This window comes from Rhizobium sp. LjRoot98 (assembly GCF_964252935.1).
In the GTDB taxonomy this organism is placed as follows: Bacteria; Pseudomonadota; Alphaproteobacteria; order Rhizobiales; family Rhizobiaceae; genus Pararhizobium.
This window is the reverse complement of record NZ_CAXUPW020000003.1, coordinates 360,734-375,090: the sequence shown is the minus strand read 5'-3', so window position 1 is coordinate 375,090 and position 14,357 is coordinate 360,734. Positions and strand designations below refer to the sequence as shown.

Genomic DNA, 14,357 nt, shown 5'->3' with positions numbered 1-14,357 from the left:
CACCTGAGAACCTTGGCCCCTCACCCTAGCCCTCTCCCCGCACGCGGGGAGAGGGGATGACAGAGCTTGCCGCAAATCCCTTCTCCCCGTCACAACGGGGAGAAGGTGGCCGACAGGCCGGATGAGGGGCAGGCCTTGCCCAAACGAGGTGCTAATTCTTGCTCATCGCAGCCAGCCATTCGTCGATCCAGGCCTTGCGGTTAGCCGCCACTTCATCCGACGACATCAGAAACGTCTTTTCCGGCGCCACCAGCTTGCCGAATGCCTCCGGCAGCGGTTCCTTGGTGGCGGCAACCGGCATCATCCAGTTGGTCGTCGGGATGATCGACTGGAATTCAGGGCCGGTGACGAAGGTCAGAAAATCCTTGGCGAGCGCCGGGTCCTTGGCAGCCTTGGTCATGCCGGCGACTTCAATCTGGATATAGTGGCCTTCGGAAAAGGCAGCAGCCTGATAGCGGTCTGTATTTTCGGCAACCATATGGTAGGCAGGCGACGTGGTGTAGGAAAGCACCATCGGCGCTTCGCCCTTGGTGAACAGGCCGTAGGCTTCCGACCAGCCTGGCGTGACGGTCAGAACACGATCCTTGAGCTTGGCCCAGGCGGCACCGGCCTCATCGCCGTAGACCGATTTCATCCAGAGCAGCAGGCCAAGCCCCGGCGTCGAGGTGCGCGGATCCTCGATGACGATCTTCTGGTTCGGATCGCCCTCGACCAGTTCCTTCAGGCTCTTCGGCGGCTCCTTCATCGTCTCAGTGTCATAAACCACGGCAAAATGGCCGTAATCATAGGGAACGAAGGTATCGTCGGTGAAACCACCGGGAACCTTGACGGCCGAGGTGTCGATGCCATGCGGCGCAAAGAAGCCGGTTGCCTTGGCTTCGGACACAAGATTGGTATCGAGGCCCAGCACGATATCGGCCTTGGACGACGCACCCTCGAGCTTCAGCCGGGTCAGGAGTTCGACACCATCGGCGACGCTGACATAGGAAACCTTGCACCCGCAGGTCTTTTCGAAGGCTTCCGCCACCTTGGCGGCGGGCCCCCATTCGCTGGTGAAGCTTTCATAGGTATAGACCGTCAGCACCTTGTCTTCGGCCGAGGCGGAAAACGCGATGGTGAATGCAGCAGCTGCTGCGAGAAATGGAATGATTGCCTTGCGCATCCGCGCCTCCTCATAAATCCAAAATTGGGAATAGGGCGCTGGAATGTGCCGTCTAATCCCTCCGCCGGTACAAACCGGATCAGGTTCTTCGGGTTGGCTTTTGAATAGCCTCTCAGCCGAACGTTCCATAAAAGAACGGCCGGCACCCCGTTAGAGCAGGAGGAGGTTTAGACCCGGGCGAAATACTTGGCAAGTGGGGATTGTTGCCCCGCCCGATTACCGCAAAGCGGACATAATCCCATGACATGGGGCCTTATTGATTGAGAAATTTAGAGTGATACTGGAGATACGCCCGATGACCGAGACGTGCCGCATCCTTACCCCCGCCGAACAGAAAATCAGCGGCATAATGGTACGAGCCGAGCAAGCAATGATGGCGGCCATCTACAAAGCTGTCGAGGATGCCACCACGCAGACCGCCAATGAATTGCGTTCGATTGGCGCGCAGGACGAAGCGCCGGCATATGATTACTTTGCGGCCACCGCTCAACAACAGCTTTTTTTGTCGCAATGCGGCGCCGACCCCGAAACGCTTGAAGGCGGAAATCCCGAAATCGCCGCCCAGATCATCACCAATTATCAGAACATCTCCGACCACTACTGGCGCAAAAAAGGCTGAAGTACCGGCCGAAAGACGACGGCCAGCCCCTCATGCCGCCGGCTTCTGCGGCAACCTTACCGCTTTCAGGCTGATGGCCGCGATGAGCGAGATCAGCGAGATACCGCCAGCCGTCAAAAACAGCGGCAGGAAGGCGGCCGTATAGCTATCAGCCACCAGCTGGCGGGTCGCCTCCGGTAATGTCGACAGCACCAGCGGCGTCAGCTTTTCGATATCGGCAACACCCGGGATCGCCGTGGCGCCGCGGGCAAGACCTGCCGCGATGATTGCACCATAGATCGAGATGGCAATCGAGGCGCCGCCCATCCGTGACAGGGTGACCGCGCCGGTCGCCGCCCCGACATCACCACGCGAGGCGATGTTCTGCACCGCGACGATCGGCACCTGCTGGCCAAACCCGATGCCGATGCCATGCAGCGCCATGATCGCGCAAATCACATAAAGCGGCGTACCGGGCTCAATCTGGGTAAAGATGAGCAAGGCCAGAACCGTCAGGCTGGCGCTGACGATGGCAAACGGCTTGTAGCGGCCCGAGCGCGAAATCAGCCTCCCTGCCGTCAGCGAGCCGCAGACGATACCGCCGGTCAGCATGATGAACAGCAAGCCAGCCAGCGACGGCGACAGCCCCGTCGTCGTCTGCAGATACAGCGCGAAATAGTTGACCATGCCGATGCCGACGGCACCGCTCGCCAGCGAAATCACCAGCATCAGGCTGAATGTCGGGTTGCGAAACAGTGTCAGGGGAACGATCGGCTCCGGCGCCCGGCGCTCGACAACCACCCAGGCCGTCGCGCAGACCACGCCGAGCGCAACGATCGCCAGACTGCCGAATGAAAGTAGCGAGCCAAACAGTTCGGCACCGTCGCCCAGAAGCACGACGCAGGTTACCGAACCCGCCAGCAGCAGCGCACCGGCATAGTCGATGGTCGGACGGCGTGTCGGGCGGCGGTAGGGCAGGAAGACGAACAGGCCGATCAGCACCGCGATGCCGATCGGGATATTGATGAGGAAGATCGAGCGCCAGCCGAAATGGTCGCTCATCGCCCCGCCAAGTACCGGACCGACGGCCCCGGAGGCCATCAGGACGAGGCTGGAATAGCTCTGGTAGCGCGCCCGCTCGCGCGGCTCGAACAGATCGGCGTTGATGGAAAAGATCGATACCATGATGCCGCCGCCACCCAGGCCCTGCAGCACACGGGCGGCAATCAGCGTGTTCATCGACACGGCAAGACCACAGGCGATCGACCCCAGCGTGAAGATCGTCACCGCCGTGACCATCACATATTTGCGGCCGAACAGATCGCCCAGCTTGCCGTAAAGCGGCATGACGGCACAGGTGGCCAGCAGATAGGCCGAGCCGATCCAGCCGAAACGCTCCATCTGGCCAAACTCGCCAACAATGGTCGGCAGCGCGGTGGCGACAATCTGGTTGTCCAGCGTCGCCATGAACAAAGCCGTCATCAGGAAGAAGAAAAGGGTGAGCCGCAGCGCTGGGCTCGAAACGAGCGGCGCCGGCGCGATGTGCATGTCCATGGGAGCGTTCCGGTTGGTTTTGGCAATTTATGTGCTGTTAGCATATATTTGTCAACAGCACATTTATGCCGAGAGCATATTCATGCTTTATGGATCGCGCTTGTTTTGCTAGGATCAGCCATGGATCACGCACCTTTGCCCCTGGAATGCACATCTGAGACCGGAGAGCCCGAGGCCAGCCGCGCCCTGATCGGCCGCTCGATGGGCCGCTGGCGCACGATGATCGGCCGCCGCGTGCTGGCGCGCCTCGCCATCAGCAATGTCGCGCCCAGTCTCGAAATCACCCATCTCGACGTTCTCGATGCCGTCAGGCGGGCCGAACCGGAGGGCGAAGTCACGGTCGGCACCATCGCCGGGATGATGCGCATCGATCCCTCCCGCGCCAGCCGCATCGTCGGCGAAATGGTGGCGCGCGGCGCTCTGAGGCGCGAGGCCTCGCAGGCCGATGCCCGCCGCATCATCGTCGTGATGACCGAGCTCGGCCAGCAATTGATGGGCGAAATCCAGGCGGTCAAGCGTAACGTCATCGACAGCGTGCTGGCCGACTGGCCGGAAGAAGACGTCGCCAGCTTCTCCCTCCTCTTCGACCGCTTCGTCACCTCCTTCGAACAGGTCTGCACCACCCCCGGCAAGGATACGGATTAGCGGCGATCTCCCTCTTTTCCATAACGGGGCAAGGGCGAGCGGCAGACACCCTCTTCTCCCCGGCGGGGAGAAGTGCCGAACGCAGTGAGGCGATGAGGGGGCCGCTCGGCAATTTCTGAGCGTGTGGCCCCCTCATCCGGCCCTTTGGGCCACCTTCTCCCCGCCGGGGAGAAGAGAACACCAAATCCACGCCTGCCCCTTCCCCTCATCCCCCTGTTTACGCTATGGCCATGCGCCATGAGCAAACAGGCTTTTATCATCTTGATGGGCGGTCCCCTGACGCCGACGGACAGGCTTGCCACCCAGCTTGCCGGCGCCCGCGTCATCGCGGCCGATGGCGGCATGCGCCATGCCAGTGCGCTGGGGCTAAAGCCGGAGCTCTGGGTCGGCGATTTCGATTCCACGCCGGATGCCCTGATCGCCGAATGGCCGGATGTCCGCCGCGAGCCCTATCCCGCCGCCAAGAGCGAGACCGACGGCGAAATCGCCGTTGCCACCGCCCTTGAGCGCGGCGCGAAAAGGCTCATTCTCGCCGGCGCGCTCGGCGGCGAGCGCAGCGACCATGCCTTCATGCACCTACTTTATGCCGCCAAGCTTGCCGAAGACGGCATCGAGATGCTGCTCACCTCCGGCGAGGAGGAAGCCTATCCGCTGCTGCCCGGCAGCTTCGTGATCGCCCTGCCGAAGGGCAGCCTGTTTTCCATCCTCGGGCTCGATACGCTGACCGGTCTTTCCATCGAAGGCGCCCGTTATCCGCTCAGGGATTTTCATCTGCCGTTCGGCTCCTCGCGCACCGTTTCCAATGTCGCCGAAGGCACCGTCCGCTTCACCCTTTCCTCCGGCCGGGCGCTCATCCTTGCCCGCCCTCATGATTTTTCGGGAGCCTGACCATGGCGCCACCCATTCTGAAACTCGATGATATCGTGCTCTCCTTCGGCGGTACGCCGCTGTTGAACGGCGCCAATCTGCAGGTTGAGCCCGGCGACCGGATCTGCCTTGTCGGCCGCAACGGCTCGGGCAAATCGACCCTGATGAAGATCGCCGCCGGCCTTGCCGAGCCGCAGTCGGGCGAAACCTTCCGTCATCCCTCCGTCACCGTCCGCTACCTGCATCAGGCGCCGGATTTTGACGGTTTCGACAGTGTTCGCGCCTATGCGGAAGCAGGCCTCGGCCCGAGCGACGACCCCTACCGCGTCGCCTACCTGCTCGAACATCTCGGCCTGACGGGCGATGAAGACCCAACGCAGCTGTCCGGCGGCGAAGCCCGCCGCGCGGCGCTTGCCCGCGTCATGGCGCCGGAGCCGGATATCCTGCTGCTCGACGAGCCGACCAACCATCTCGACCTGCCGACCATCGAATGGCTGGAAGGCGAGCTGATCAAGAGCCGCTCGGCCCTCGTGGTCATCTCGCACGACAGGCGCTTCCTCGAAAAGGTTTCCAACGCCACCGTCTGGCTCGATCGCGGCCAGTCGCGCCGCCTCAATCAGGGTTTTGGCGCCTTCGAGGCCTGGCGCGACAAGGTGCTGGAAGAAGAAGAGCTGGAGCAACACAAGCTCGGCAAGGAAATCGAGCGCGAGGAACACTGGCTGCGCTACGGCGTGACGGCAAGGCGCAAGCGCAACATGCGCCGCCTCGGCGCGCTGCAGGACCTGCGCGCCAAGCATCGCGGCCATAATGGCCCGCAAGGCTCGGTGCAGGCGACCGTCTCCGACGCCCGCGAATCCGGCAAGCTGGTTATCGAGGCTGATCAGATCACCAAGACCTATGGCGAGCGCACCATCGTCGCCCCCTTCTCGATCCGCGTCCATCGCAGCGATTGCATCGGTCTCGTCGGCCCGAATGGCGCGGGCAAGACGACGCTTCTGAAGATGCTCACCGGCCAGATCAAGCCCGACAGCGGCTGGGTCAAGCTCGGCACCAACCTCGAGATCGCCACGCTCGACCAGCGCCGCGAGGACCTGAACCTTGAGGATACGCTGGCCCATTACCTCACCGACGGCCGCGGCGACAACCTGCTGGTCAATGGCGAGCAGCGCCATGTCACTGGCTATATGAAGGAATTCCTGTTCCAGCCCGAACAGGCGCGCACCCCGATCAAGAACCTGTCGGGCGGCGAACGCGCCCGGCTGATGCTCGCCCGCATCCTGTCGCGCCCGACCAACCTCTTGATCCTCGACGAACCGACCAACGATCTCGATATCGAAACGCTCGACCTGCTGCAGGAAATCGTCGCAGGCTTTTCCGGCACCGTCATCCTCGTCAGCCACGACCGTGACTTCCTCGACCGCACCGTCACTTCGACCATCGCGCCCGCCAATCCGGATGCGCCGGATGGACGCTGGATCGAATATGCCGGCGGCTATTCCGACATGATGGCCCAGCGCAAGGGTGCTGCCGACGAAAAGAAGCGCACGGAAAAAGCCGAAAAAGCCAAATCCGCCAGCAACGACGGCTCGTCCTCCGCCCCCAAGACCGGCAAGGGCAAACTCTCCTTCAAACAGAAATTCGCGCTGGAAAACCTGCCGAAGGAAATGGAAAAGGCCGAAGCCCAGATCGCCAAACACGAAAAGGAAATGGCCGACCCGAATTTGTTTTCCAAGAACCCCACGCGGTTTTCGGCGCTGGCTGCAGAGCTCGAAAAGCTACGAACCTCGATCACGAAGATGGAAGAGGAATGGCTGGAGCTGGAGATGTTAAGGGAGGAGATCGAGGGGTAGGGCACGCGGCACCGAGCCGCAGAATGATTGCTTTGCGTCGTTAGCGGGGAAAGACGAAAGCTGCCATATCACTGCGGTGTAACGATGTGCGCCATCGGCCCGATAGCAGCCTTCTCAAACGGCCTATGGCAAGATTCCGCTGCCATAGGCCTCATTCAACTGGGTTGATTTCAGATTTCTTTAAGTCTCGGGGTGCTGTCGAGACTGCCAATCAGAGTAGCACTTGCATCATTCACCCCCAAAACAACGGGGGTTGTGCCATGGGCTTTAAACCGCTCCACCACCTTTTCCAGTGCTGCAACTGCTGTGATATCCCAGAAATGAGCTTGCGAAACATCTATCGTCACGGCCATGCCGTGTGCTTCCTCGATGTCGAATGCCTCGATGAAAATATCGGCCGAGGCAAAGAACACTTGTCCGGACACGCGGTACATCATGTGAACTGCGGCAGCATCGATCTCCGTTTCGACCCGCAGCAGACGAGCAACCTTGAAGGTGAAGAACACGCCGCTCAGAAGAACGCCAACCGTGACGCCGAGCGCAAGGTTTGAGCTGAACACCGTAACGAGAACCGTCGCCACCATGACGGCACTGGACATCTTCGGGTGAACAACCAGCGTCTTCAACGAAGACCAATCGAACGTATCGATAGACACCATCACCATGATAGCAACCAGTGCAGCGACGGGAACTTGAGAAACCCACGGCTTCAACAGGACCATCAAAACCAGCAGGAACGCACCAGCAAAGAGCGTGGATAATCTGCCTCGTCCACCATATTTCACATTGCTGACGGTCTGGCCGATCATGCCGCAGCCGGCTATTCCGCCGAATAGGCTCGCGGCCATGTTGGCGATGCCAAGGCCGGTACACTCCCTGTTCTTCGGGCTTGGCGTACCGGTGAGATCGTCGACAACACTTGCCGTCATCATCGATTCCAGCAGGCCAACCATGGCAATGGCAAGCGCCGGTCCGGCGATGATCGTCAGGGTTTCCAATGTCATCGGAACCGCGGGCCAGCCAAAGCCCGGAAGGGAATCGGGAAGTTTGCCAAGGTCGGCAATTGTCATGACCGGCAGCTGAAAGGAGATCGATGCCGCCGTCAGGACCAGAATGCAAATCAGCGGCGATGGGATGGCATTGGTTATCCGGGGTGCAAGGTAGATGACAGCCAGTCCGGCCGCCAGCATGCCATAGGAAAGCCAGTCTCCCCCGATGATATGGGGCAGTTGGGCTGCGAAAATCAGGATTGCAAGGGCATTGACGAAACCTGTGCGTACAGATTTCGAAACGAAGCGCATTAACACTCCGAGACGCAGAAGGCCGAAAACGATTTGGAACAGTCCGGCCAGCAGCCCGGCGGCGAAGAGGTAAGCAAGCCCATGGGCATGAACCAGCGGTGCCGCGACGAGGGCGACCGAACCCGCGGCGGCGGATATCATCGCCGGACGGCCACCTGTGAAGGCAATGACGATGCCGATTATGAAGGAGGCGAACAGGCCGACCTGGGGATCGACACCCGCGACGAAGGAAAATGCGATAACCTCGGGAATCAGCGCGAATGTCGCAACTGCTCCGGCGAGCATTTCGCGCATAGGATTGGCAGACCAATCCCGACGAATCGAAGAAAATTGCATTTGATGAGTTCTCGCAAAGCATGGCGAACCGCGCTATCGGGCGGTCGGTTGAATTGGCATGCAGGTTTTGCGTGGTCTGGCGGATCGGCGGCCAGAAGAGCCACCCGGAATTACACCGGGTCCGTGGTGAGTGGATGTGTTCTACCGAAGTTTTCTCGCATTGCAATATGGAATAGCTACGACTCCAATGAGGGCATTTTCCGGACGCGGCATGCTGAAGTGGACTGGCTGCTTTCAAGAAGTCGAGAAGGTCATGGCAAGACCGGGGGTAACGGCGTTAAGTGGAAAGTATTTCCGATGGGAAGACTGCAGGAACTGTCCGTCACCCAACCCGCGCTGCGCATTCAAACAAGATATGACCGAACCAGAAAGGGTAACAGTCCATGGATAACGGGATTCGACGGGTCGTCCTGATCGTCGCGCTGGCGAACCTGGCTTACTTCGGGGTCGAGTTTGCTGTCGCGCTCCGGATCGGGTCTGCGTCGCTTCTGGCGGACAGCGCGGATTTCTTCGAGGACGCGTCCGTCAATCTCTTGATCTTCGTCGCAATTGCATGGTCAGCGAGGAACCGAGCCCGTGCCGGAATGGCGATGTCGCTCATTCTGCTTGCTCCGGCCATCGCGTTCCTCTGGACCGCCTGGCAGAAGTTCGAGGTTCCAGTTCCCCCCGAGCCGCTCGCCCTCGGCCTGACAGGGCTCGGCGCACTGGTGGTCAATCTCTCTTGTGCCTTCCTCCTTGCAGCCTATCGGAATGCGAGCGGATCGCTGACTAGAGCGGCGTTTCTCTCCGCGCGGAACGATGCCATTGCCAACGTCGCGATCATCGCTGCCGGGGCAGTGACGCTTCTGCTGTGGCGCTCGCCATGGCCGGACCTGATTGTTGGCTTCGGTATTGCCTGGATGAACCTTGATGCGGCCAAGGAAGTGTGGGAGGCAGCTCGCAAGGAGCACGAGGCGGTGGCGTAGCTGGAATTCGTCGGATGCGAAACCGGTTGTGCCGCGAACCTGTCATTATCTGTCCATGACCAAAGGTCTGCTTTCGCCCGCCTGAACTGCTCTCCAATGGCTTAAATGAAGGAGCCAACAGTCTTTTGGAAATGCATCCGTTATGGCCGCTTCGGCCCGGTCGCACTCTTCCAAGAAAAAATTCATCCCCGCAAATCCCCGCCCTTTAAACCCGTGCGATACTTCTTGCCGTCCCATCACGGATACACCGGTTTGCGTTGCCGGCGAGATGGGGCCGGTGCCCGGATGGTTTGGCGAAACGCGCGTCAAATCCCCGGGGCTGCGTGAAAGGTGGTTCTCCTCCGGTTCGCAAATGAACCGGGCGTGCCGGGTGGTCACACCGTTCTTGGACGGTCCAGGGCCAGACCTCGCCGGATTGAAAGGCTTGGCGGATAAGCGGCCGGGCTGGGGCATTGGAGGCTTTCCTGTCAGAGAGGAAAGCGCAGAAGAACCTGAGAAGCGCGGCAAAAAACATCGAACGGGGCGCTGAGAGGTGTCACCTGTTACTACTTTACGAGGCAGCTTTCAGCGCCCCGGCCGGCCTGCTCTTTGAAAACCCACGGCGAATTTTTCGCGCGTGGACGCAAACCATGGGACATTGTTTGTGCCCAACTTCCTAAGCCCTTCCGACGGGGATGCAATGCCGCAAGAAAGACGGCTGCAAGGAACAGCAGCGCGGCAAACTCTTACTCCCTCCAAAAGGGTGAGACGGTCCTCCCAGCCAAGCCCAAGGACCGTCCCACCCGCCGTCTGCGGCAATCGCCTCTCCCCGTTACAGAGTGGGAAGAAGACGCCGACTGCCGCGCGACCTCGCTCAACTCCGGCTTTGGCTCAGCGCCGCCACCCGGCCATGCCAGATGACCAGGCAGGGCACGACGACGAGCTCCATGCCAAGCCCGAGCACATGCCCCGCCGAGGGTACGCCATCGGCAATCAGCGAATACAGCCGCGCCAGCCCACCGCTGAAGGTGAGAATGGCCAGAAGCCGAATCCGCTCCGCCTTCGTCTCGATCGCCGGAATGCAGCTGTACCAGGCGAGACCAAAGGCAAGGAACAATCCGGACAGGAACCGGACATGGCTGCTCAGATCCACCGGGGGTTTTGTTTCGGTAAGAAACGACGGCCCCATCACCACGCCCGCCAGCCCGGCAAACACCGGCAGCATCGCCAGGATGGCAATGCTCGCCTGCAACAGGCGCCGCTGGCGGAAATCGGCCGGGCTGATCTGATAGGCAAGACTGGGCATCGCACATCCTCCTGAAGTCATCAGAGGAGTACGGGCGGGGGCGCCGCGAGGTTTCAGCGGCTCGAACACATCGGCGTGATGACAACCGAACGGCGACCATCACCGCGGTGCGCCACTCATCGGCGGGGCGCCGCATATTGATTCGCACGCCAACAGGCGCTATCTAGGAATTCGTGGTGATTTGGCCGGCCGGCTTGCAGCCACGTTAAATAAGTCGCTAAAGGGCCGTGCGAGCGCAAGCAAGCGGGGCCGGGAGCGATTCCTATCGTTGCCGGTTTTTTTGTGCCGGTCTGTTCGTTGAACCGAGTGTTGCCCATGCCGATCAAGATTCCCGATACGCTGCCTGCCTATGAAACCCTCGTCAAAGAGGGCGTGCGGGTCATGACCGAAACCATGGCGGTCCGCCAGGATATCCGGCCGCTGCAGATCGGCCTGCTCAATCTGATGCCGAACAAGATCAAGACTGAAGTGCAGATGGCGCGCCTTGTCGGCGCCTCGCCGCTGCAGGTCGAGTTCTCGCTGATCCGTCTCGGCGGCCACAAGGCCAAGAACACCCCGGAAGAGCATCTGCTCGCCTTCTACGAAACGTGGGACGAGGTGAAGCATCGCACGTTCGATGGCCTGATCATCACCGGCGCGCCGGTCGAAACGCTTGATTACGAAGACGTCACCTATTGGAACGAGATGCAGCAGATCCTCGACTGGACCCATACCAATGTCCATTCGACGCTGAACATCTGCTGGGGGGCGATGGCGGCGATCTACCATTTCCATGGCGTGCCGAAATACGCGCTGAAGGAAAAGGCATTCGGCGTCTACCGCCATCACAATCTCAACCCGTCCTCGCCCTATCTCAGCGGCTTCTCGGATGATTTCCAGATTCCGGTATCGCGCTGGACCGAGGTGCGCCGTGCCGATATCGAGAAAAGGCCCGAGCTGGAAATCCTGATGGAATCCGATGAAATGGGCGTCTGCTTCGTGCATGAGAAGGCGGGCAACCGGCTCTATGTCTTCAACCATGTCGAATATGATTCGACCTCGCTGTCGGACGAATATTTCCGCGATGTCGATGCCGGCGTGCCGATCAAGATGCCGCACAACCATTTCCCGCATAACGATCCGACGCTGACGCCGCAAAACCGTTGGCGCAGCCACGCACACCTGTTGTTCGGCAACTGGATCAACGATATCTATCAGACGACATCCTATGATCTCGCCGATATCGGGAAGGACAGACGCTGACCGCAACCCTCACCATCCGCCCCATTGAATCCGGCGACGAGCAGGACTGGCGCCGCCTATGGAAGGCCTATCTCGCCTTTTACGAAACCACCCTGCCGGACGATATCTACGCGCTGACCTTCTCGCGCCTCTTGAGCGGCGCGGCACATGAATATGCGGGTTTTCTTGCGGTTCTCGATGGCAGGCCGGTCGGCCTTGCGCATTACCTCTTTCATCGCTCCTGCTGGCAAAAGAACTCAATCTGTTACCTGCAGGACCTGTTCGCCGATCCTGAGGTTCGCGGACAGGGGATCGGCCGGGCGCTGATCGAGGCCGTCTATGCCCGGGCAAACGCGGAAAAGGCCGAAGAAGTGTACTGGATGACCCAGGACTTCAACGCCAATGCCCGCAAGCTCTATGACCGCATCGCAGACAAGACACCCTTCATCATCTACCAGAAGACGTTCTGAAACGGATCGGCCTGTCTCTGCAGGAAGGTGATGCGAGCCTGAGGCGGCTACCGTCGTTAATTGTATGACTTTTCGGTTGCCGCGTTCAACGAAATGACGCAGTTTGCCGCCGGGAAGAGTGGAGGAAGAATACCCGTGCAGACAGAGACTGAAGTATTCGGCCATATGCCGTCCGGCGAACCCGTGCACCGCATCATCATCAAGGGCGGCGGGCTGACCGCGCATATCCTCACCTGGGGCTCGGTCATCCAGGACCTGCGCCTCGATGGCCACGCCGCTCCTCTTGTGCTCGGCTTTGAAAGTTTCGCCGATTATCTCGCCCATTCCCCCTATTTCGGCGCCACGCCCGGCCGCAATGCCAACCGCATCGGCAGCGGCCAGTTTGCCATTGATGGGGTCTCCTACCAGCTCGAATGCAACGAGAAGGGCGTCACCCACCTGCACGGTGGCAGCGACGGCATTGCCAAGCGCCTGTGGACCTTGATCGAGGCGGCGGAAAACCGTGCCGTGCTGCAGATCGTCGATCCGGATGGCCGCGCCGGTTATCCCGGCAATTGCACGATCACCTGCACCTACACCGTCAGCGACGGTGGCGTCCTCAACGTCCTCTATGAGAGCACCACGGATCGCGCAACGATCTGCAATGTCTGTCAGCACAGCTATTTCAACCTCGATGGCACTACCGATGCGCTCGGCCATGATGCGATGATCGCCGCCAACAGCTATCTGCCGACCGACGAGCTGCAGGTCCCGACCGGCGAGATCCGCTCCGTCGAAGGCACCGTTTTCGACCTGCGCGCCATGACGCCGCTGAGCCGCCAGCTGGAAGGCGACAAGATCGGCTACGACCACAATTTCTGCCTGGCGGACGCCCGAGGCGCCAAGCAATCCGTCGCGCTGGTGCGCAGCATCAATTCCGGCGTTTCGCTGGAAGTCCGCACCACCGAGCCCGGCGTGCAGTTCTATACCGGCTTCAAGATGGACGTTCCCGTGCCCGGCCTCGAAGGCCGTCGTTACGGGCCTTTCGCAGGCTTCTGCCTGGAAACCCAGATCTGGCCGGATGCGATCAACCACGCCAATTTCCCGCAAGCCGTCCTGCGGCCCGGTGAAACGCTTAGGCAGGAAACCGATTACGTCTTCACCCGCAGCTGACCGCCCGTCTGCCGCCTGCTCAGGATCAGCCTGAGGGACATGGACCGCCCCCGTTGCGGCGCGTCATCCCTTGGCACGTGTGATACTGTTTAAAGACAAAGCGCTCTAGGCTTTTGCGGTAAAACCGGATTTGATGCCCCGATCAAGGCTGCGGCAAGGGGAGGACTTGGCATGGCTGAAACGGACAGACCGAAAATCGCGTTGGTGACGGGTGGCGGTACCGGAATCGGCCGCGCTATTGCCGAGGCGCTGTTGAAAAACGGCTACACGGTCATCCTTTCCGGCCGGCGATTCGATGTTCTCCAGCATGCCGCAAAGGAAATGGCCACCTTGACCGGCGGCACGGCGCGGGCGTTCGCTGCCGATGTCGGCGACCCGCAGGCGGTCGCCAGCCTGTTTTCCGCCATCCGCCATGATTTCGGCCGCCTCGACCTGCTCGTCAACAATGCCGGTATGGGTCTGCCCGCTGTTCCGATGGAGGATATTACCTTCGAACAATGGAACGACATCGTCGGCTCCAACCTGACTGGCGCCTTCCTCTGCACCCAGCAGGCGATGAAGCTGATGAAGGCACAGACGCCGCGTGGCGGCCGAATCATCAACAACGGCTCGATCTCCGCCTCGACGCCGCGGCCGATGTCAGCGCCCTATACAGCCACCAAACACGCTATCGCCGGCCTGACCAAATCGACGGCGCTCGATGGTCGCCCGTTCGACATCGCCTGCGGCCAGATCGATATCGGCAATGCCTCGACTGAAATGACATCACGGATGCGCACTGGCATCCTGCAGGCCAATGGCGAGATCGCCGCCGAACCGACCATCCCGGCAAACCTCGTCGCCGACGCCGTTATCTACATGGCCGGCCTGCCGCTCGACGCCAACGTGCTGACGATGACCGTGATGGCGACGCAAATGCCGTATGTCGGACGGGGATAAGGAAACAAATCC

The 14,357-nt window shown here is 60.7% G+C and carries 13 protein-coding genes, 2 riboswitches and 1 other annotated feature; of the genes, 9 read left to right on the top strand and 4 right to left on the bottom strand.

What is annotated here, in order from left to right:
• Positions 1-151 precede the first annotated feature (151 nt).
• Entirely contained in the window at positions 152-1,162 is a 1,011-nt protein-coding gene (gene thiB / locus ACSQ3J_RS13675; protein WP_060502722.1) for a thiamine ABC transporter substrate binding subunit, read from the bottom strand.
• A 39-nt stretch (positions 1,163-1,201) separates the two neighbouring features.
• Positions 1,202-1,322: riboswitch (TPP riboswitch) on the bottom strand.
• Between the two features lie 135 nt (positions 1,323-1,457).
• Here thiB and ACSQ3J_RS13670 point away from each other — a divergent pair.
• Positions 1,458-1,781 carry a hypothetical protein gene (locus tag ACSQ3J_RS13670; RefSeq protein ID WP_060502721.1) on the top strand — a complete coding sequence of 108 codons (324 nt, stop codon included), beginning with the start codon at positions 1,458-1,460 and terminating at the stop codon, positions 1,779-1,781.
• A 30-nt stretch (positions 1,782-1,811) separates the two neighbouring features.
• Here the strand turns inward: ACSQ3J_RS13670 and ACSQ3J_RS13665 are convergent, their stop codons facing one another.
• Entirely contained in the window at positions 1,812-3,314 is a 1,503-nt protein-coding gene (locus tag ACSQ3J_RS13665) for an MDR family MFS transporter (protein WP_060502720.1), read from the bottom strand.
• A 120-nt stretch (positions 3,315-3,434) separates the two neighbouring features.
• Between ACSQ3J_RS13665 and ACSQ3J_RS13660 the strand changes: the two genes are divergently transcribed.
• The 3 genes from ACSQ3J_RS13660 (at position 3,435) to ACSQ3J_RS13650 (ending at position 6,676) form a co-directional block, all read left to right on the top strand.
• Complete coding sequence (locus tag ACSQ3J_RS13660) at positions 3,435-3,959, top strand: MarR family winged helix-turn-helix transcriptional regulator (protein WP_060502719.1); 525 nt, start codon at positions 3,435-3,437, stop codon at positions 3,957-3,959.
• Positions 3,960-4,196: 237 nt separating this feature from the next.
• Positions 4,197-4,847: a thiamine diphosphokinase gene (locus ACSQ3J_RS13655; RefSeq protein ID WP_436039308.1), complete on the top strand. Its 651-nt coding sequence runs from the start codon at positions 4,197-4,199 to the stop codon at positions 4,845-4,847.
• 2 nt (positions 4,848-4,849) lie between these two features.
• Complete coding sequence (locus tag ACSQ3J_RS13650; RefSeq protein WP_060502717.1) at positions 4,850-6,676, top strand: ABC-F family ATP-binding cassette domain-containing protein; 1,827 nt, start codon at positions 4,850-4,852, stop codon at positions 6,674-6,676.
• A 170-nt stretch (positions 6,677-6,846) separates the two neighbouring features.
• Here ACSQ3J_RS13650 and ACSQ3J_RS13645 read toward each other — a convergent pair whose 3' ends face one another.
• Positions 6,847-8,313: a SulP family inorganic anion transporter gene (locus ACSQ3J_RS13645; protein ID WP_436039307.1), complete on the bottom strand. Its 1,467-nt coding sequence runs from the start codon at positions 8,311-8,313 to the stop codon at positions 6,847-6,849.
• Positions 8,314-8,383: 70 nt separating this feature from the next.
• Positions 8,384-8,439 (bottom strand) — a sequence feature (sul1 is cis-regulatory element that is thought to sense ions involved in sulfur or methionine metabolism; They are found in Alphaproteobacteria).
• 257 nt (positions 8,440-8,696) lie between these two features.
• Between ACSQ3J_RS13645 and ACSQ3J_RS13640 the strand changes: the two genes are divergently transcribed.
• Positions 8,697-9,278 carry a cation transporter gene (locus ACSQ3J_RS13640; RefSeq protein ID WP_060502715.1) on the top strand — a complete coding sequence of 194 codons (582 nt, stop codon included), beginning with the start codon at positions 8,697-8,699 and terminating at the stop codon, positions 9,276-9,278.
• A gap of 853 nt (positions 9,279-10,131) precedes the next feature.
• Here ACSQ3J_RS13640 and ACSQ3J_RS13635 read toward each other — a convergent pair.
• The gene (locus tag ACSQ3J_RS13635) at positions 10,132-10,563 is read right to left on the bottom strand and encodes a DUF4345 domain-containing protein (RefSeq protein ID WP_436039306.1); all 432 of its coding nucleotides are present in this window, start codon (positions 10,561-10,563) and stop codon (positions 10,132-10,134) included.
• Between the two features lie 163 nt (positions 10,564-10,726).
• Positions 10,727-10,804, top strand: a riboswitch (SAM riboswitch).
• A gap of 74 nt (positions 10,805-10,878) precedes the next feature.
• On the opposite strand from ACSQ3J_RS13635, the gene metA reads away from it, so the two are divergent.
• From metA to ACSQ3J_RS13615, 4 genes are all read left to right on the top strand, one after another.
• Positions 10,879-11,805 (top strand): homoserine O-acetyltransferase MetA, encoded by a 927-nt coding sequence (gene metA / locus ACSQ3J_RS13630; RefSeq protein ID WP_037097288.1) that lies wholly within the window; start codon positions 10,879-10,881, stop codon positions 11,803-11,805.
• Positions 11,802-12,254, top strand: a complete 453-nt coding sequence (locus tag ACSQ3J_RS13625) for an N-acetyltransferase family protein (protein ID WP_436039343.1) — start codon at positions 11,802-11,804, stop codon at positions 12,252-12,254. The genes metA and ACSQ3J_RS13625 overlap by 4 nt, the downstream gene beginning before the upstream one ends.
• Before the next feature lie 135 nt (positions 12,255-12,389).
• Complete coding sequence (locus ACSQ3J_RS13620) at positions 12,390-13,406, top strand: aldose epimerase family protein (protein WP_436039305.1); 1,017 nt, start codon at positions 12,390-12,392, stop codon at positions 13,404-13,406.
• A 171-nt stretch (positions 13,407-13,577) separates the two neighbouring features.
• Complete coding sequence (locus ACSQ3J_RS13615) at positions 13,578-14,345, top strand: SDR family oxidoreductase (RefSeq protein WP_436039304.1); 768 nt, start codon at positions 13,578-13,580, stop codon at positions 14,343-14,345.
• Positions 14,346-14,357: the final 12 nt, after the last annotated feature.